This window comes from Peribacillus asahii (assembly GCF_003570725.1).
Classification (GTDB): Bacteria; Bacillota; Bacilli; order Bacillales; family DSM-1321; genus Peribacillus; species Peribacillus asahii.
In genome coordinates this window covers 494,831-512,580 of record NZ_QWVS01000002.1, presented here as the reverse complement: position 1 = coordinate 512,580, position 17,750 = coordinate 494,831, and the positions used below count along the sequence as shown (strand labels likewise).

Genomic DNA, 17,750 nt, shown 5'->3' with positions numbered 1-17,750 from the left:
GACTACCCAAATAGACGGGAAGAGAGTAAAATTGAGAGAAAAGATAGTTGGTTAAGGGGAGAATAAACATCATGAATCGAATTAGTTGGGATCAATATTTTATGGCACAAAGTCATCTATTAGCGTTAAGAAGCACATGTAATCGATTAGCGGTTGGTGCAACAATTGTTCGAGATAATCGCATTATTGCGGGAGGTTACAATGGTTCTATTGCTGGTGGGACACATTGTATTGATGACGGCTGTTATGTAATTGATAACCACTGTGTGCGTACGATTCACGCAGAAATGAACGCGATTATTCAATGTGCGAAATTTGGGGTACCGACAGCAAATGCTGAAATTTATGTCACACATTTTCCTTGTTTACAATGCTGCAAGTCGATTATTCAGGCGGGTATTCAAGCTGTTTATTATGCCGAAGATTATAAAAATCATCCATATGCGATTGAATTATTTGAACAAGCGGGCGTGAAAATGGAAAAAGTTAAAATGATTCAGCCGATTGATGTATACGGCAAACAAAAACAGGACTTTGTCCATTCTCTATTACAGCAATTAGAAGCAACGGGTGTTGACCAAGAAGAGCTGAGCAAACTGCAACAAAAAGCGTACCAATTATTTAATGATTAAATAGGAGGTTTGCATGCCGACACACATCCTCTTTTTAGCCGTTTCTGCCACTTTAGGCGTTGCGGCTCATTCTTCTTTTCAAGTGACATTTATTCTCTATATTCTCCTCTTTTTCTGTTTTCTTTTCTATCGTTTTAACGGACAGTTAAATATTTTATTGATGAATGGAGTCGTCTTGTTAGTATTTTACATGGCAGCCTACTTATCAGATATGTACCATCAAACAGGATATACAGGCGAGGAGTCAAGCTTTGAAATTACGTTTAGTAACCAGCCAAGCGTAGACGGTAATCTGTTAAAAGCTGCTGTGACGACGAGTACAAAGGAAATTCTCCAGTTACGTTATACCATTCCCTCTGAAATGGAAAAGAAAGCGATTGAAACTAATCTACAAATTGGTTTAATTTGTCCTGCAACAGGGGCATTACTTGAGCCGGAGCAAAATCGAAATGAAAATAGCTTTAATTATAAACTTTATTTACAACAACAGCATATTTATTGGATTTTAAAAGCGAATTCTATCGTTTGGGCGGATTGTCGTGCAGGAAAAAAATCGATTGTTACAACATTTCAACAGGTGCGGCAAGCGGGCATTACTTATGTGAATGTCCATTTTCCACCTGAAGCGGGCAGCTTTGTTAATGCTCTTTTATTTGGAGATCAAACGTATATTGATGAAGAGGTATTAACGAATTATCAACGACTTGGAATTGTTCATCTGCTTGCGATATCTGGTTTGCATGTCAGCTTTTTAACAGGGCTGCTGTTTTATGGAGGGATTCGAATTGGCATCACTCGTGAGAAAATGATGATGGTTATTCTAGTATGTTTACCCATGTATGCGATTTTATCTGGAGCGGCTCCTTCTGTGTTACGAGCTTGTTGTATGGCTATGTTATTCTTTTTGCTCCTTTTGTGGAAAAAGAAGGTGTCAGCTAGTGGAACGATTGGAGTTGTTTATTTACTGCTGTTATTCATTCAGCCTTCTATGCTCTATAATATCGGCTTTCAGCTTTCATTTGCGGTAACGTTAGCCATTATTATGTCGCTTACGATTGTTCAAAGCTATCCGCACAAAACGATGCAGCTTCTTATTGTTAGTATTGTATGTCAACTAGCAGCTGTCCCTATTTTGCTTTATCACTTTTATGAAGTGTCTGTCCTCGGGGTATTGTTGAATGTGCTTTACGTTCCTTTGTATTCTGCCTTTTTGCTCCCTTTTTCTTTAGTTGCTTTTTTTACACACCTTATTTTCCCCTCCATTGGTCAACTGATGATAGCCTTATTGGACCAAATTTTTCTTCTCTGTAATGAGCTGGCTGCTTATATTTCTCGTTTACCACTGGCGTCGATTGTTTTTGGAAAACCTTTTCCTATTATTATGCTGCTGCTCGTTTTCGTCATTATTTCCTTACTTATTCAATGGGAATCCGTTTCTTTATTTAAAAAGAAAATATCGATCGTGGTTTTAGTATGTATTTTATTCTTTCAATATCATATTCAGAAATTGAATCCTTATGGTGAAGTTGTATTTATTGATATTGGTCAAGGTGATGCAATTTTGATTAAGCTTCCATTTAATCGAGGTAATTATTTAATTGATACAGGTGGAGCGATTACGTTCCCGGTAGCAGATTGGCAAAAGAAGCGTAAAACATATAACACGGGTGAAGATGTTATTCTTCCATTTTTGAAGAGTAAAGGGATTCATGAAATTGATAAGCTGATTTTAACCCATCCTGATGCCGATCATATTGGAGGTGCAGCAGAAATCATTGAACATTTTAACGTGAAGGAGGTAGTAATTGGAGAAGGCGGCGAGAGGATGTATCGGGATAAGGAATGTATTAAATGGGCATTAGCCAAACATATTCCGATTTCTACAGTGAAAAGGGGAGATAATTGGTCGGTTGCGGGTGCTCAATTTTATATTTTACACCCTTATCAAAAGGACAAAGATGTAAATGAATCGTCTATTGTATTAGCTGCTAAAATGGGCGGGTTAACGTGGCTGCTGATGGGAGATGCGGGAGAGGTCACGGAACAAGAGTTATTGAGAGCTTTACCAGGGCTTCGAGTGGATATTTTAAAAGCAGGTCATCATGGAAGTAAAACATCTTCGTCAAAAGGTTTTTTGGAGAAAGTTCAACCGAAAGTGGCGATTATTTCAGCAGGGAAAGGGAATCGGTACGGACATCCGCATCAGCAAGTAATAGAGGAGATGGAAGCATTACACGTGACGATACTGCGAACAGATAAAAAAGGCGCTATATCTTATAAATATCGTCATGAATCAGGAACCTTTCAAACCGTCTTGCCATAGGATGTATCGAGCTGTTAACAGAAAAGCAGGCGGGGTCAGCTATAAAAAAGAGACTGCCATTGCAGCCTCCGCATCATGATTCGAGTGTGCTAGGAGAATACTTAAGATCCGATAGCTTGGATAACAACAGCGATGATGAACATAGTAGCAAAAAATCCAAATGAAACAACGAAACCGATTGCAGAATCAGCTACATCGTCCGTTTTTGATTGGACGTCTTTTTCAAATTCGTTCATTGTTCATCCCTCCTATTTATGGTAATAGTATAAAACATTTCCAAAAATAAATCCACATGGCACAATTTCGATTTCCTATACTGACAAGAGTTGTCACAAATAGTTTGAATGTGTACGGTCAAAATAAATGTACAAACAAGACAGCTTCACCTTTCGCTTTAACCGCTGGATAGGAAAGTAACCCGGGCCTTTCTTAACAGCGTTAATATAGATTGGGCAAACGGCTCTAATGGCAGAGCCGTTCCCTTATAGCTTGTCAAATCGCTCTTTCAGCTATACCATAAGGAATAGAATACATAGAAAAGCGGAATGCCTTGTCAGCTAGGCGTTAGAGCTAGATATAGAAAAGCGAGGACGAGTTCTATTGGTATTAGACGTTTGGAAGAATATAAAAAAAGGGCAATTTTCCCCTGTTTATCTTCTGTATGGAACAGAGGCGTATTTAATAAACGAAACGAAGCAATTATTGCTTGAACACGCATTGCATGAGGATGAGATTGATTTCAATTTTTCACAATTTGATTTGGAGGAAACGCCGATAGAAACCGCTCTTGAGGATGTAGAGACGCTCCCCTTTATGGGAGAGAGGCGTCTTGTTTTCATGCAAAATCCTTTTTTTCTTACAGCAGAAAAGACAAAGTCTAAAGTGGAGCATAACGTGAAGCGGTTAGAAGCCTATTTAGCAGACCCTGCTCCGTATTCCATTGTTGTTTTTACAGCACCATATGAAAAACTTGATGAGCGAAAGAAAATTACGAAAGAATTAAAGCGGAAAGCAACTGTTGTAGAGGCGAAAAAATTAAACGAACATGAATTAAAAAAATGGATTCGGGAACGAACAACTGCAGCTCATGTTGAAATGGAAGAAGCGGCAATTGAACGATTGCTAGAGCTCGCGGGAACAAACTTAATGATGCTTACGAATGAAATTGATAAATTAGTACTATATGTAGAAGAGACGAAACGAATTAATGAAGACATTGTTGAGGAATTAGTCGCTAAATCGTTAGAACAAAATATTTTTACCCTTGTGGATTCAGTGTTGCAGCGGAATGTAGAACGCATGATGACAATTTACCGTGACCTAATGAGACAAAATGAGGAACCGATTAAAATTTTAAGTGTGATGGCTGGACAAGTTCGTCTGATGTATCAGGTAAAAGAGCTTTCACGCCAAGGGTATAGTCAGCAAAAAATAGCGACTGTATTAAAGGTGCATCCATTTCGGGTAAAATTAGCGCAAGAAAAAGTCAATCAATTTCATGAGGGAGAGTTATTACAGTTGATTCGGGAGCTTGCTGATGCAGATTATAAGATGAAAACGGGTCAGGGAGATAAAGTCATGACGCTTGAATTATTGCTCTTGAAAATGAAAAGGTAATGCATAGTTATAATCTTTTTCATATAGAAGGCTAGCGGTGTTTGGTTCATTTCCGTACGGGTGAAATGAACTGAACATCGTTTAATTTGCAAAGAAAAAAGCACCTTGGTATCCAAGGTGCTTTAATTTCTTATTTCATTACGCGTTTAGAGCGTTAAGTCTTTTCGCTAAACGAGATTTTTTACGGGCTGCCGCATTTTTATGGATTAATCCTTTAGATGCAGCTTTATCTAATTTCTTAGACGCCGTTAATAAAGCTTCTTTAGCAGCTTCAACGCTTTCACCAGCTAGTGCAACTTCAGCAGTTTTCACAGCAGTACGCATAGTAGATTTTACTGTAGCGTTATGAGCGCGGTTTTTATCGTTTACTTTTACGCGTTTAATAGCAGATTTAATGTTTGGCATTCCGTTCACCTCCTACACAGAAATCGAGATTATATGAACTCGACTTTTCAAATCCATACCAAATAGCACAAGTGATATTGTATCAGACTGTCCTACATTATGCAATACTCAGATTGAGAATCGAAAAGGAATTATAGTATCCAAAAAGATTTATCTCGTTATACATGATTGTACCAAAAAAATGAATAATACAAAAGATAAATCGGGCACAATGTTTATAGAGATGATGGAAAATACTAGAGTGAATACAGCAACACGAGGAGGAAGTCATGAAAAATGAACTAGATTTAAGTCAATACAGTGTGCGAACAGATTTAGCAATTGAAGCCCGTGAACTAGCGCTTGAACATAAAGGGGTTGAAGGAGAAAAAAATATTTCGCAAATAGAAGGCGTCATTATTAAGGAAAGAGAAATCGATGATATAAAAGTGGCATTAGTAGAAGTGACAGAAGCAGGGGAGAAGGAAATTGGCAAGAAAAAAGGGAGTTATTTAACAATTGAAGTACAAGGTATTCGTGAGCAAAATACAGAAGTGCAACAAAAGGTTGAAAAAGTATTAGCAACTGAATTTTCTCATTTTTTAACAAGGAATAATATTTCGAAGGAGAGCAGCTGTCTAGTTGTAGGGCTGGGAAATTGGAATGTGACGCCGGATGCACTGGGACCGGCAGTTGTTGAAAATCTAGTAATAACACGGCATTTATTTGAGTTGCAGCCGCATGCTGTAGAAGAAGGTTTTCGTTCGGTCAGCGCAATTTCTCCAGGAGTTATGGGTATTACGGGCATTGAGACGAGCGATATTATTCTTGGTGTGATTGAAAAAAGTAAGCCTGACTTTCTCATCGTTATTGATGCGCTGGCAGCTCGTTCTATTGAAAGAGTAAACTCAACGATTCAAATTTCAGATACTGGCATTCATCCTGGCTCCGGTGTAGGTAATAAGCGGAAGGAATTGAGTCAGGCAACACTTGGTATTCCTGTCATTGCAATAGGCATTCCAACTGTGGTCGATGCCGTTTCTATTACGAGCGATGCAATTGATTTTATTTTGAAGCATTTCGGCAAAGAGTTAAAAGAAGGAGATCGTCCATCCCGTTCGCTTGCACCAGCGGGTTTTAGCTTCGGTAAACGAAAGAAACTGACGGAGGAAGATTTACCAGGCGAACAAGAACGTCAAACATTTTTAGGGATTGTCGGCGGCCTGTCGGATGAAGAAAAACGAAAGCTCATTTATGAAGTGTTGTCACCTATTGGTCATAATTTAATGGTTACTCCAAAGGAAGTGGATGTATTTATAGAAGATATGGCTAATTTAATTGCCAACGGTTTAAATGCAGCGTTGCATGGATCTGTTAATCAAGACAATGCAGGTTATTATACACGTTGAATCTGCCTTTTTGTCGAACTCCAGGCGTCGTCTGTTCAAGGCCGGCATCAATCGCTTCGGAAGGCAAAGAACATATCTGCCAGCCGCGTGCCTTATGCTTGTTGCCGATAAGCAGGTGCCCTACGCTTTTTTAATCTGCCGAAAAATGGTGTTCTACCCTCTCTAGTAAAATCATATTTATGAAGTAGCAAGCGATAGAGAGGGTGAAAGAATGAAAAGAAGATATTCGACAGAAATCATTACCGTAATTCATGGTTCAACAATTATAAAAAGCTTTCTCATTGTATTTTCCTTACTTCTTTTTGTTTTTTCCTTAAGTGCGGTGATGACTTCGTTAAAGCCGGAATATCGACTATCCTCGAAGTCTGTTCATACTGTCACCAATCAGTTTACTGGTAAAATGTTATTTATCTTATTGGCGAATGAGAATCATTATTTTTTTTCTGTGCTACCGAAAGAAAAAGAATCATCAGGTCTTTCTAAGGGCTTGTTAAAACTATCCACGAATATTTCCCTTGATGATCCACGAAGCTTGCTTGGACGAGAATTGCCAGGCTTCTCTATTTTTGATAATGAAATTTTAGTAGCAGGTGAAGGAACGGATTATACAAATATGCCGTATGAATCGTCTCCTCCTAGTGATGTCTTGAATGAAGAGCGAGAGGCGGACTTGCAAAATGTCGATAGAATCAAAGAGCCGCAAGCAGATGCGAAAGAAACACCTGCTCAGACAACTAAAGGTAGAAAGGTTGTTCATATTTATCACAGTCATAACAGGGAATCTTTTTTGCCTTATTTAAAAGGAGTTACGGATCCTAATTTAGCCCACCATTCCCAAATTAATATTACGAAGCTGGGGATGAAATTACAGGCCGATTTAGTGGACAAGGGTGTCGGGGCTTTCCATGATACAACGGATATTATGGCTAATTTAAATAAAAAGGGGCTGACGTATCCTAAATCCTATCAAGAATCGCGACTAGCCATTCAAGCAGCTAAAGTGGAAAATAAAGATTTAGAGTACTTTATCGATATTCATCGAGATTCCCGCAGAAAGAAAGATACGACTATCACTTTAAAAGGAAAATCGTATGCCAAAATCGCCTTTGTTGTTGGGCGGAACAATCCAAATTACGAAAAAAATGCAGCGCTTGCAACAAAACTTCATAACGCATTGCAAAAAAAATATCCAGGAATCTCTCGGGGGGTTATGAAACAAGGCGGTGCTGGGCATAACGGAGTATATAACCAAGATATTTCTTCAAATGCAATGCTGATTGAAATAGGCGGAGTAGATAATACATTTGAAGAGATGTATTTAACCGTAGATGCTTTTGCGGATGTGTTTAGTGAATATTATTGGGAGGCAAAAGCAGTGGATAATGTGAAAGGTAATTCAGAAGCGCAGTAACAGAAAGGAGCTCCACTTATGGTTCGATTTACATTAAAATGTACGTTTGTTCTACTTGTCTTATTTTTAGGGGTCCTAATTGGCATGCAGACAGCAAACGATGGGATTAAGAAAATGAAAGGATACGATGATCCTGCGTTGGCAAGTGCTTTTGAAGTAAATCAATCCGACCAAGGTGAGATGGAGGCATCGGTTCTCGGTGAAAAAGTAACAAGTCATGATTTAGAAAAGAAAAAGGAACGATTAGAAGAAATGAAAGCTTATAATGTCTTCTCTGCAATTGGAAAAAAGCTTGGAGACGCTTTAACGAGTTTTGTAAACAATATAATCGATTTGCTGTAAGGGAGCAGAAAAAGAAAATGATATCTAAAAAACAAGCATTCGGCATAAACTGTAGAGATTCAAGCTGAATTCAACAATCCCCCATGTTGAGTTCGGCTTTTTTTAATGGCTTTATTATATTTTTAATTCACCATATTCTATTACATAGATTTATGTAGAGGTAAAAGGGGATTTTATTAGCAACTCAACAAATTTCTTCAAGAAGAAGAGTTGTTGTCACTCTTTTATTGAATCTTGCATTTTCTATTGATATAATTAAAATTAGTGTATTGTGTCGATAAGTAGGAGTGAAACGTTATGAATAGAGAAGAAAAATTAAAAAGACAATCGAAAATTCGTAACTTTTCCATCATTGCTCACATTGACCATGGTAAATCAACTTTGGCGGATCGTATTTTAGAAAAAACGAACGCATTGCAGCAACGCGAGATGAAGAATCAGTTGCTAGATTCTATGGATTTAGAGCGTGAACGGGGAATTACGATTAAATTGAATGCTGTTCAATTAAAATATAAAGCGAAAGATGGAGAAGAGTATATTTTCCATCTTATTGATACACCGGGACATGTCGATTTTACCTATGAGGTATCGCGAAGCCTAGCTGCATGCGAAGGGGCGGTTCTTGTTGTGGATGCGGCTCAAGGGATTGAAGCGCAAACATTAGCGAATGTATATTTAGCGCTCGATAATAATCTTGAAATCCTTCCGGTTATTAATAAAATTGATTTACCAAGTGCTGACCCAGAGCGAGTTCGTAATGAAATTGAAGAAGTAATTGGTTTAGACGCTTCTGATGCGGTACTAGCTTCGGCAAAAGCGGGTATTGGAATTGAAGATATTTTAGAGCAAGTTGTTGAATTAGTTCCACCGCCGCAAGGAGACCCTGATGCTCCGCTAAAGGCGCTTATTTTTGACTCGTTATTTGATGCGTATCGTGGAGTTATCGCCTATATTCGAGTTGTTGAAGGCTCTGTTAAAGTGGGCGATAAAATTAAAATGATGTCTACAGGAAAAGAGTTTGACGTAACAGAAGTCGGGGTATTCAATCCGAAAACTCAGCTTCTTGATGAGTTAAACGTTGGGGATGTAGGATTTTTAACTGCTTCAATTAAAAATGTGAGTGACACAACAGTCGGGGATACAATTACAAGTGCGAAGAATCCAGCGAGTGAACCTTTAGCTGGTTACCGTAAAATGAACCCGATGGTATATTGTGGTTTATATCCAATTGATGCATCGAAATTTAATGATTTACGTGATGCACTAGAAAAATTAGAATTAAATGATTCAGCGCTGCAGTTCGAACCGGAGACATCACAAGCGTTAGGTTTCGGCTTCCGCTGTGGTTTCCTAGGACTTCTTCATATGGAGATTATCCAAGAGCGAATTGAACGTGAATTCAAAATCGATTTAATTACAACAGCACCAAGTGTTATTTACGATGTGATTAAAACAGATGGTACACTGGTGAAAGTGGATAATCCTTCTAATATGCCAGATCCTCAGAAAATCGAGCGTGTGGAAGAGCCTTACGTGAAAGCTACGATGATGGCACCGACAGAGTTTGTAGGAGCTATTATGGAGATTTGTCAAAACAAACGAGGAAATTTCATTGATATGCAATACATTGACGAAACACGTGTGAGCATTCATTACGAAATTCCACTATCAGAAATCGTTTATGACTTCTTCGATCAATTGAAGTCGAACACAAGAGGGTATGCGTCATTTGACTATGAGTTAATTGGTTATCAGCCTTCGAAGCTTGTGAAGATGGATATTTTATTAAACGGTGAAACAGTCGATGCTCTAAGCTTTATCGTGCATAAAGATTTTGCGTATGAACGTGGTAAAGTCATTGTAGATAAGCTAAAAACGTTAATTCCAAGACAGCAATTTGAAGTGCCGATTCAAGCGGCAATTGGACAAAAAATCATTGCACGTTCAACGATTAGTGCGATGCGTAAAAACGTATTGGCGAAATGTTACGGCGGTGATATTTCCCGTAAGCGTAAATTGTTAGAAAAACAAAAAGAAGGTAAAAAGCGGATGAAGCAAGTAGGTTCCGTTGAAGTACCGCAAGAAGCTTTCATGGCTGTATTAAAAATGGATGATACGACTCCAAAAAAATAAATGATAGATAGAAAAAAGAGGATAGATTCGGTTCTAGCCTCTTTTTTCTATCCGAACATGATAAAGGTAGTGAACGTAATGATTAAGAGTGCCTATATTCATATTCCGTTTTGTGAGCATATATGCCACTATTGCGACTTTAATAAAGTTTTTTTACAAGGTCAGCCGGTAGATGAATATATACAGATGTTAAAGGAAGAAATGAGGCTTCAGCTTGCGGTCTATCCTACAGATGAATTAAAGACAATTTTTGTTGGTGGAGGTACCCCGACGTCGCTTAACGAAAAACAACTAGCGATTCTTTGTGAAACGATTGATGAGATGCTGCCGCTAAACAAACCATTTGGAGAATATACATTTGAAGCAAACCCTGGAGATTTATCAAGAGAGAAATTGGAGATTTTATATAATGCTGGAGTGAATCGTCTCAGTTTTGGGGTGCAAAGCTTCAATGATCAATTATTGCAGAAAATTGGTCGTACACATCGCGCTGCTGATGTGTATGAAACGATTGAACTGGCTCAAAAAGTAGGATTCTCGAATATTAGTATCGATTTAATTTATGGATTGCCGGGACAAACGATGGAAGATTTTCAAGATACGCTGAATCGAGCATTAGCTCTTGATTTACCTCATTATTCTAGCTATTCCTTAATTGTTGAACCTAAGACGGTTTTCTATAATCTAATGCAAAAAGGGAGGTTAAATCTGCCTCCGCAGGAACTTGAGGCATCCATGTATGAGCAAGTGATGGAAGTGATGGAACGCCATGGATTGCATCAATATGAAATTAGTAATTTTGCTAAAACTGGTTTTGAAAGTCAGCATAATTTAACCTATTGGAATAATGCTGAATATTACGGGATTGGTGCGGGTGCACATGGATATACGCAAGGAAAAAGAATAGCCAATTACGGTCCGTTAAAGAAGTATATAACACCCCTTCAAGCAGGTAAGCTTCCTGTTTTAGAGGAGCACCTTGTTTCATTAGGTGAAAAAATGGAAGAGGAAATGTTTTTAGGATTAAGAAAAACAGAAGGTGTTGCACTTGAGTTGTTTAAAGAGAAGTATTTTGTCGAAATGGAAGAGGTTTTCTCGCAACCCCTTAAACAGCAAGTGGAGAAAGGGCTGCTCACAATTGAGGATGGCTTCGTCCGGTTGACGAAACAAGGCAGGCTACTTGGGAATGAAGTATTCCAGGCTTTTTTAGGAATTGTTGAAAATTCCTAATCGAATTTATCTCGCTCTAAACGGTTTTTTTTCGTTGACATCAATAGCTTCATTTGATAATTTATTAATATATTAGCACTCATTGATGTAGAGTGCTAACAGAGGTGATCATATATGCTAACTGATCGTCAATTATTAATTTTACAAGTAATTATCGAAGATTTTATCCAATCTGCACAACCAGTTGGATCACGAAGTTTGTCGAAAAAAGAAGAAATTTCTTTTAGCTCAGCGACGATTCGCAATGAGATGTCCGACCTTGAGGAACTAGGGTTTATCGAAAAAACACATACGTCTTCAGGGCGTGTACCATCTGAATTAGGGTACCGTTACTATGTGGATCACCTGCTTTCACCTCAAGCGTTAAAGAAAAATGAGATGCAGTTGTTAAAGTCTGTCTATGCTGGGCGTATTTATGAGCTGGAAAAGGTCGTTCAAAAAGCGGCGAAGATTCTTTCTGAATTAACGAATTATACGGCCATTGTTCTCGGTCCAAAAGTAAAGGATCATAAGCTTAAAAAAATTGAAATTGTTCCTTTGAATTCAGAAACAGCTATTGCCATTATTATTACAGATACAGGGCATGTTGAAAATCAGTTAATTACTTTACCATCATCGATTGATATGAGTGAAATCGAGAAAATGGTTAATATTTTGAATGATCGTTTAACAGGTGCTTCTATGTCTGATTTAAAAGATAAGATTTATAAAGAAGTGGCTGTTTTGCTAAGTCAACATATTCGTAACTACGGAGCCCTTGTATCTACCCTTGCGGAGTCTTTAACATCGACGAGGCCTGAAAAGTTATTTTTCGGCGGGAAAACGAATATGTTTCGACAGCCAGAATTCCATGATATTCATAAAATTCATTCGTTGATGTCAATGATTGAGCAAGAACAAGGGTTTTACGAGTTGATTAAACAAAACCCGGCAGGCATTAATGTTAAAATTGGACGTGAGAATCAAATATCGGCTCTTGAGGATTGTAGCTTAATTACAGCAACTTATTCCATTGGAGCGGATCAAGTGGGGACTTTGGCTGTCTTAGGACCAACACGAATGGAATATTCGAGAGTCATATCCTTGCTATCTACGTTTTCTAATGATTTAACTGCTTTGCTTACAAAGTTGTATCAAAAACCATAACAACGGCAATATTGATAGAGGGCAAGAGGGGTTTTGTGCCCTCTATGATTGCGCGATTTGAAACATGTAAATACTCTTTTAGGGAGGTGAAATTTGTGACAGAAAACAAAAATACTGAGCAAACGATAGAAAAGGAAACAGCTGAAGAAACAGTCGTTGAGGAGGTTTTTGCTGAAGAGGCAGAACAAACTCCTGAGGAAACGGAAGTAGATGAACTTCAAGCTGCACAACAAAAAATCGCTGAACTAGAAGCTAAGATTGAAGAAATGGATAACCGTTATCTTCGTCTTCAAGCGGATTTTGATAATTCACGCCGTCGTGCCAAGTTAGATATGGAAGCGGCTCAAAAATATAGAGTTCAAAGTCTTGCTACAGATTTACTGCAAGCTCTTGATAACTTTGAAAGAGCGACAAAAATTGAAGCAGACAATGAACAAACAAAGTCTTTACTTCAAGGTGTAGAAATGATTTATAACGGAATTGTCGAAGCGTTGAAAAAAGAAGGCGTTGAGGCGATTGAAGCTGTCGGTCAAGAGTTTGATCCACACTTACACCAAGCCGTTATGCAAGTTCAGGATGAAAACTTTGGTTCTAATATTGTTGTAGAAGAGTTCCAAAAAGGATATAAACTGAAAGACCGCGTCATTCGTCCAGCGATGGTAAAAGTAAACGAATAAACGCTTACATATAGTAGGAGGTAATAAAAATGAGCAAGATTATTGGTATTGACTTAGGTACAACAAACTCATGTGTATCTGTACTCGAAGGTGGAGAACCGAAAGTAATTCCAAACCCAGAAGGTAACCGTACTACTCCATCTGTTGTTTCATTTAAAAATGGTGAAAGACAAGTTGGGGAAGTAGCGAAACGTCAAGCAATCACAAACCCAAACACGATTATCTCTATTAAACGTCATATGGGTACAAATCATAAAGTAACAATTGAAGGAAAAGAATACTCTCCACAAGAAGTATCTGCAATCATCCTTCAATATTTAAAATCTTATGCAGAAGAGTATCTTGGTGAAAAAGTAACGAAAGCGGTTATTACAGTACCTGCATACTTTAATGATGCTGAGCGCCAAGCAACTAAAGATGCTGGTCAAATTGCTGGTCTTGAAGTAGAACGTATTATCAACGAGCCAACAGCTGCTGCTCTTGCATACGGTTTAGATAAAACGGAGGAAGATCAAACAATTCTTGTATTCGACCTTGGTGGTGGTACGTTTGACGTATCTATCATGGAACTTGGTGATGGTGTATTTGAAGTTAAGTCAACTGCTGGTGATAACCGTCTAGGTGGGGATGACTTTGACCAAGTGATTATCGACTACTTAGTAGCTGAATTCAAAAAGGAAAATGGAATTGATCTTTCACAAGACAAAATGGCTGTTCAACGCTTGAAAGATGCAGCTGAAAAAGCGAAGAAAGATCTTTCTGGTGTAGCTTCTACACAAATTTCATTACCATTCATTACAGCAGGAGAGGCTGGTCCACTTCACTTAGAAGTAACGTTAACTAGAGCGAAATTCGATGAATTATCTGCTGGATTAGTAGAACGTACAATGGGTCCAACTCGTCAAGCATTAAAAGATGCTGGTCTTTCTGCATCAGATATTGATAAAGTGATTCTTGTCGGTGGGTCAACGCGTATCCCTGCTGTACAAGAAGCAATTAAAAAAGAACTAGGCCAAGAGCCATCTAAAGGTGTAAACCCTGATGAAGTTGTAGCAATGGGTGCAGCAATTCAAGGTGGTGTGTTAACAGGAGATGTAAAAGACGTTGTTCTTCTTGACGTAACACCACTTTCTCTTGGTATTGAAACAATGGGCGGCGTATTTACAAAATTAATCGATCGTAATACAACAATCCCAACAAGTAAATCACAAGTCTTCTCAACAGCTGCTGATAACCAAACAGCTGTAGATATTCATGTGCTTCAAGGGGAACGTCCAATGGCGAACGACAACAAAACACTTGGTCGTTTCCAATTAAGCGACATTCCACCAGCACCACGCGGTATTCCGCAAATTGAAGTATCATTTGATATCGACAAAAATGGTATCGTAAGTGTTCGTGCGAAAGATCTTGGTACAAACAAAGAGCAAACAATTACGATTAAATCATCTTCAGGTTTATCTGAGGAAGAAATCGAACGTATGGTACGTGAAGCAGAAGAAAATGCTGAAGCAGATCAAAAACGTAAAGAAGAAGTAGAGCTTCGTAACGAAGCGGACCAACTTGTCTTCCAAACAGAAAAAACATTAAAAGACTTGGAAGGAAAAGTGGACGAAGCGGAAGTTGCAAAAGCAAATGAAGCGAAAGATGAGTTAAAAGCTGCAATCGAGAAAAACGAATTAGAAGAAATTCGTGCGAAAAAAGACGCGCTTTCTGAAATCGTTCAAAACTTAACGATGAAGCTTTATGAAGAGGCAGCAAAAGCGCAGCAAGCAGCTCAAGAAGGCGGAGCACAAGATTCTGCTGACGACAATGTCGTAGATGCTGAATTTACAGAAGTTAAAGATGACGATAAAAAATAATTAAGCTTTACTAAAGGCAATGTATTATTTGCCTAAGTGTACGAAAAAAGTCAAAGTCAGGTTTTCTTGACTTTGGCTTTTTTTGAATCGGAAAAGTGAATGAAGCCGGTTACGCTTTTCTTATTGTCTAGCTCCGGTGGCTAGCTCGCTGTGAAAAAGATAAGAGTCACCAAAAGGCAAAGACCGCCTTTATGGGCCTCTTCCTATTTTCTTCACGAGCTGTTCGAGCCACCTGCGCTTTTCTTATTGTCTAGCTTCAGGCGCCATCGGTTCGAGGTCATAAGTCAATCAATCTGATGGGAAGAAGTTCACTTCCCATTCAGCTTGCTCGCCTTATGCTTGTCACCGATAAACGGGCGCCCTACGCTTTTCTTATTGCTTTACAGCTTGAATCAGTGATAATATAAAATTTATGTGAAACGAATCGGGAGTGGATAAACTATGAGTAAACGCGATTACTACGAGGTGCTTGGTGTTTCCAAAAGCGCATCGAAAGACGAAATTAAAAAAGCGTATCGAAAACTCTCCAAACAATATCATCCTGATATTAATAAGGAACCAGATGCGGCGGATAAGTTTAAAGAAATTAAGGAAGCTTATGAAGTATTAAGCGATGAACAGAAAAAAGCGCATTACGACCAATTTGGTCATACGGATCCTAATCAGGGCTTTGGCGGGTTTGGAGGCCAAGATTTTGGTGGTTTCGGCGGGTTTGAAGATATTTTTAGTACGTTTTTTGGCGGTGGCGGACGTCGACGTGACCCTAATGCTCCACGTCAAGGAGCCGATTTACAATATACGATGACGTTATCTTTCGAAGAAGCGGCTTTTGGTAAAGAAACGGAAATTGAAATTCCACGTGAAGAAAATTGTGGAACATGTAGCGGTACGGGAGCTAAACCGGGAACGAAAGTTGAGACATGCTCACAATGTCATGGCTCAGGTCAAATTAATATAGAACAAAACACTGCTTTTGGCCGTGTTGTGAATCGTCGAACATGTAACGTTTGTGGAGGAACAGGTAAACATATTCCGAATAAATGTACGACTTGCAGTGGAACGGGTAAAGTTAAGAAACGTAAAAAAATTCAAGTTAAAGTTCCAGCAGGAATCGACGATGGTCAACAACTTCGCGTATCAGGTCAAGGGGAGCCAGGTGTTAATGGTGGTCCAGCCGGTGATTTATATGTTGTCTTCCATGTTCGAAATCATGAATTTTTTGAGCGCGATGGAGACGATATTTATTGCGAAATGCCAATTACGTTTGCACAAGCTGCACTAGGTGATGAAATAGAAGTACCGACTTTACATGGTAAGGTGAAATTGAAAGTTCCAGCAGGTACACAAACAGGAACCCGTTTCCGTTTAAAAGGAAAAGGTGTTTCGAATGTAAGAGGGTACGGGCAAGGCGATCAACATGTGGTTATACTAGTCGTAACGCCGAAAAAATTAACAGAAAAACAAAAACAGCTTCTTCGTGAGTTCTCTGAAATTAGCGGTGGATCACCAGATGAGCAAGAAGATGGTTTCTTTTCAAAATTAAAAAGGGCCCTTAAAGGCGAGTAATAGAATTGGGAGTTGGTAGATATGAAGTGGTCGGAAATTGCAATCCATACAACAAATGAAGCGGTTGAACCTGTTTCGAATATTCTTCATGAGGCAGGTGCAAGCGGTGTTGTCATTGAAGATCCTCTAGAATTAATCAAAGAACGGGAAAATGTCTTTGGTGAAATCTACCAGCTGAATCCAGCTGATTATCCAGACGAGGGTGTGCTTGTAAAAGCATATTTGCCGGTCAATAGCTTTTTAGGTGAAACAGTTGAAGAGATTAAATTAGCGATTAATAACTTGCTTTTATTTGATATTGACCTTGGTCGAAATGCGGTTTCTATTAGTGAAGTAAATGAAGAAGAATGGGCAACGGCTTGGAAAAAGTACTATAATCCGGTTAAAATTTCAGAGCGTTTTACGATTGTTCCGACATGGGAAGAATATGAACCAGTAAGCAGTGATGAGCTGATTATCGAACTAGACCCAGGTATGGCCTTCGGTACGGGCACGCATCCAACAACGGTTATGTGTATTCAAGCATTAGAACGGACGGTGCAAAAAGGCGATTTAGTAGTGGATGTTGGAACAGGATCAGGAGTATTGAGTATTGCCGCGGCATTATTAGAAGCTAAACAAGTTCAGGCACTTGATTTAGATGAGGTAGCGGTTCGTTCTGCGAACATTAATGTGAAATTAAATAAAGTGCAAGATCGTGTGCATGTTTCACAAGGTAATTTATTAGATGGAGTAGAAGAACAAGCAGATGTTGTCGTTGCTAATATTTTGGCAGAAGTCATTATGCGTTTTACAGACGATGTAGCAAAAGTTGTAAAGCCGGGTGGTTATTTCGTTGCTTCGGGAATTATTCAACCTAAGAAAGATGATGTGAAACAAGCGATTGTAGCATCAGGTTTTACGATTGAAGAAACGATTCAAATGGAAGACTGGGTTGCAATTATTGCCAAAAGAAATGCATAATATGAGGAAGTGGCGCTGTTACAGCGCCATTTTCTTAAGAGTTAGAGGTGTTGGA

At 38.7% G+C, this 17,750-nt stretch carries 15 protein-coding genes; 13 read left to right on the top strand and 2 right to left on the bottom strand.

From position 1 onward, the window contains the following. Positions 1–71: 71 nt before the first annotated feature. Together D1953_RS02710 and D1953_RS02705 are read left to right on the top strand one after the other, a co-directional pair. Positions 72–632 carry a ComE operon protein 2 gene (locus D1953_RS02710; RefSeq protein ID WP_119115594.1) on the top strand — a complete coding sequence of 187 codons (561 nt, stop codon included), beginning with the start codon at positions 72–74 and terminating at the stop codon, positions 630–632. A gap of 13 nt (positions 633–645) precedes the next feature. Then, positions 646–2,955, top strand: a complete 2,310-nt coding sequence (locus D1953_RS02705; RefSeq protein ID WP_119115593.1) for a DNA internalization-related competence protein ComEC/Rec2 — start codon at positions 646–648, stop codon at positions 2,953–2,955. A gap of 101 nt (positions 2,956–3,056) precedes the next feature. On the opposite strand, the gene D1953_RS02700 is transcribed toward D1953_RS02705, so the two are convergent. Then, positions 3,057–3,191 (bottom strand): YqzM family protein, encoded by a 135-nt coding sequence (locus tag D1953_RS02700; protein ID WP_119115592.1) that lies wholly within the window; start codon positions 3,189–3,191, stop codon positions 3,057–3,059. 364 nt (positions 3,192–3,555) lie between these two features. On the opposite strand from D1953_RS02700, the gene holA reads away from it, so the two are divergent. Beyond that, complete coding sequence (gene holA / locus D1953_RS02695) at positions 3,556–4,572, top strand: DNA polymerase III subunit delta (protein ID WP_119115591.1); 1,017 nt, start codon at positions 3,556–3,558, stop codon at positions 4,570–4,572. 138 nt (positions 4,573–4,710) lie between these two features. Here holA and rpsT read toward each other — a convergent pair whose 3' ends face one another. Further along, positions 4,711–4,977, bottom strand: coding sequence for a 30S ribosomal protein S20 (gene rpsT, locus D1953_RS02690; RefSeq protein WP_119115590.1), 267 nt, complete (start codon positions 4,975–4,977; stop codon positions 4,711–4,713). A 269-nt stretch (positions 4,978–5,246) separates the two neighbouring features. Here rpsT and gpr point away from each other — a divergent pair, with 269 nt between their 5' ends. The 10 genes from gpr (at position 5,247) to prmA (ending at position 17,695) form a co-directional block, all read left to right on the top strand. After that, complete coding sequence (gene gpr, locus D1953_RS02685; RefSeq protein WP_119115589.1) at positions 5,247–6,365, top strand: GPR endopeptidase; 1,119 nt, start codon at positions 5,247–5,249, stop codon at positions 6,363–6,365. 211 nt (positions 6,366–6,576) lie between these two features. Beyond that, positions 6,577–7,776: a stage II sporulation protein P gene (spoIIP, locus tag D1953_RS02680; protein ID WP_119115588.1), complete on the top strand. Its 1,200-nt coding sequence runs from the start codon at positions 6,577–6,579 to the stop codon at positions 7,774–7,776. An 18-nt stretch (positions 7,777–7,794) separates the two neighbouring features. Further along, positions 7,795–8,118, top strand: a complete 324-nt coding sequence (locus D1953_RS02675; protein ID WP_119115587.1) for a DUF3679 domain-containing protein — start codon at positions 7,795–7,797, stop codon at positions 8,116–8,118. 297 nt (positions 8,119–8,415) lie between these two features. Continuing rightward, on the top strand, positions 8,416–10,251 hold the full coding sequence (gene lepA / locus D1953_RS02670; protein WP_119115586.1) for a translation elongation factor 4: 1,836 nt from the start codon (positions 8,416–8,418) through the stop codon (positions 10,249–10,251). Positions 10,252–10,329: 78 nt separating this feature from the next. Continuing rightward, positions 10,330–11,481 (top strand): radical SAM family heme chaperone HemW, encoded by a 1,152-nt coding sequence (gene hemW / locus D1953_RS02665; RefSeq protein ID WP_119115585.1) that lies wholly within the window; start codon positions 10,330–10,332, stop codon positions 11,479–11,481. Positions 11,482–11,595: 114 nt separating this feature from the next. Beyond that, the gene (hrcA, locus tag D1953_RS02660; protein WP_119115584.1) at positions 11,596–12,627 is read left to right on the top strand and encodes a heat-inducible transcriptional repressor HrcA; all 1,032 of its coding nucleotides are present in this window, start codon (positions 11,596–11,598) and stop codon (positions 12,625–12,627) included. A gap of 95 nt (positions 12,628–12,722) precedes the next feature. Continuing rightward, a complete protein-coding gene (grpE, locus tag D1953_RS02655) occupies positions 12,723–13,304 on the top strand; it encodes a nucleotide exchange factor GrpE (RefSeq protein ID WP_281271517.1) in 582 nt (193 codons plus the stop codon). A 29-nt stretch (positions 13,305–13,333) separates the two neighbouring features. Further along, positions 13,334–15,166 (top strand): molecular chaperone DnaK, encoded by a 1,833-nt coding sequence (gene dnaK, locus D1953_RS02650; protein WP_119115582.1) that lies wholly within the window; start codon positions 13,334–13,336, stop codon positions 15,164–15,166. 441 nt (positions 15,167–15,607) lie between these two features. Continuing rightward, entirely contained in the window at positions 15,608–16,732 is a 1,125-nt protein-coding gene (dnaJ, locus tag D1953_RS02645; protein ID WP_119115581.1) for a molecular chaperone DnaJ, read from the top strand. Between the two features lie 21 nt (positions 16,733–16,753). After that, complete coding sequence (gene prmA / locus D1953_RS02640; RefSeq protein ID WP_119115580.1) at positions 16,754–17,695, top strand: 50S ribosomal protein L11 methyltransferase; 942 nt, start codon at positions 16,754–16,756, stop codon at positions 17,693–17,695. Positions 17,696–17,750: the final 55 nt, after the last annotated feature.

Excerpts from the sequence above, each read along its gene's own strand:
- D1953_RS02710 (WP_119115594.1), top strand. The coding sequence starts at position 72 with ATGAATCGAATTAGTTGGGATCAATATTTTATGGCACAAAGTCATCTA.
- D1953_RS02705 (WP_119115593.1), top strand. The coding sequence starts at position 646 with ATGCCGACACACATCCTCTTTTTAGCCGTTTCTGCCACTTTAGGCGTT.
- D1953_RS02700 (WP_119115592.1), bottom strand. The coding sequence starts at position 3,191 with ATGAACGAATTTGAAAAAGACGTCCAATCAAAAACGGACGATGTAGCT.
- rpsT (WP_119115590.1), bottom strand. The coding sequence starts at position 4,977 with ATGCCAAACATTAAATCTGCTATTAAACGCGTAAAAGTAAACGATAAA.
- gpr (WP_119115589.1), top strand. The coding sequence starts at position 5,247 with ATGAAAAATGAACTAGATTTAAGTCAATACAGTGTGCGAACAGATTTA.
- spoIIP (WP_119115588.1), top strand. The coding sequence starts at position 6,577 with ATGAAAAGAAGATATTCGACAGAAATCATTACCGTAATTCATGGTTCA.
- D1953_RS02675 (WP_119115587.1), top strand. The coding sequence starts at position 7,795 with ATGGTTCGATTTACATTAAAATGTACGTTTGTTCTACTTGTCTTATTT.
- lepA (WP_119115586.1), top strand. The coding sequence starts at position 8,416 with ATGAATAGAGAAGAAAAATTAAAAAGACAATCGAAAATTCGTAACTTT.
- hemW (WP_119115585.1), top strand. The coding sequence starts at position 10,330 with ATGATTAAGAGTGCCTATATTCATATTCCGTTTTGTGAGCATATATGC.
- hrcA (WP_119115584.1), top strand. The coding sequence starts at position 11,596 with ATGCTAACTGATCGTCAATTATTAATTTTACAAGTAATTATCGAAGAT.
- dnaK (WP_119115582.1), top strand. The coding sequence starts at position 13,334 with ATGAGCAAGATTATTGGTATTGACTTAGGTACAACAAACTCATGTGTA.
- dnaJ (WP_119115581.1), top strand. The coding sequence starts at position 15,608 with ATGAGTAAACGCGATTACTACGAGGTGCTTGGTGTTTCCAAAAGCGCA.
- prmA (WP_119115580.1), top strand. The coding sequence starts at position 16,754 with ATGAAGTGGTCGGAAATTGCAATCCATACAACAAATGAAGCGGTTGAA.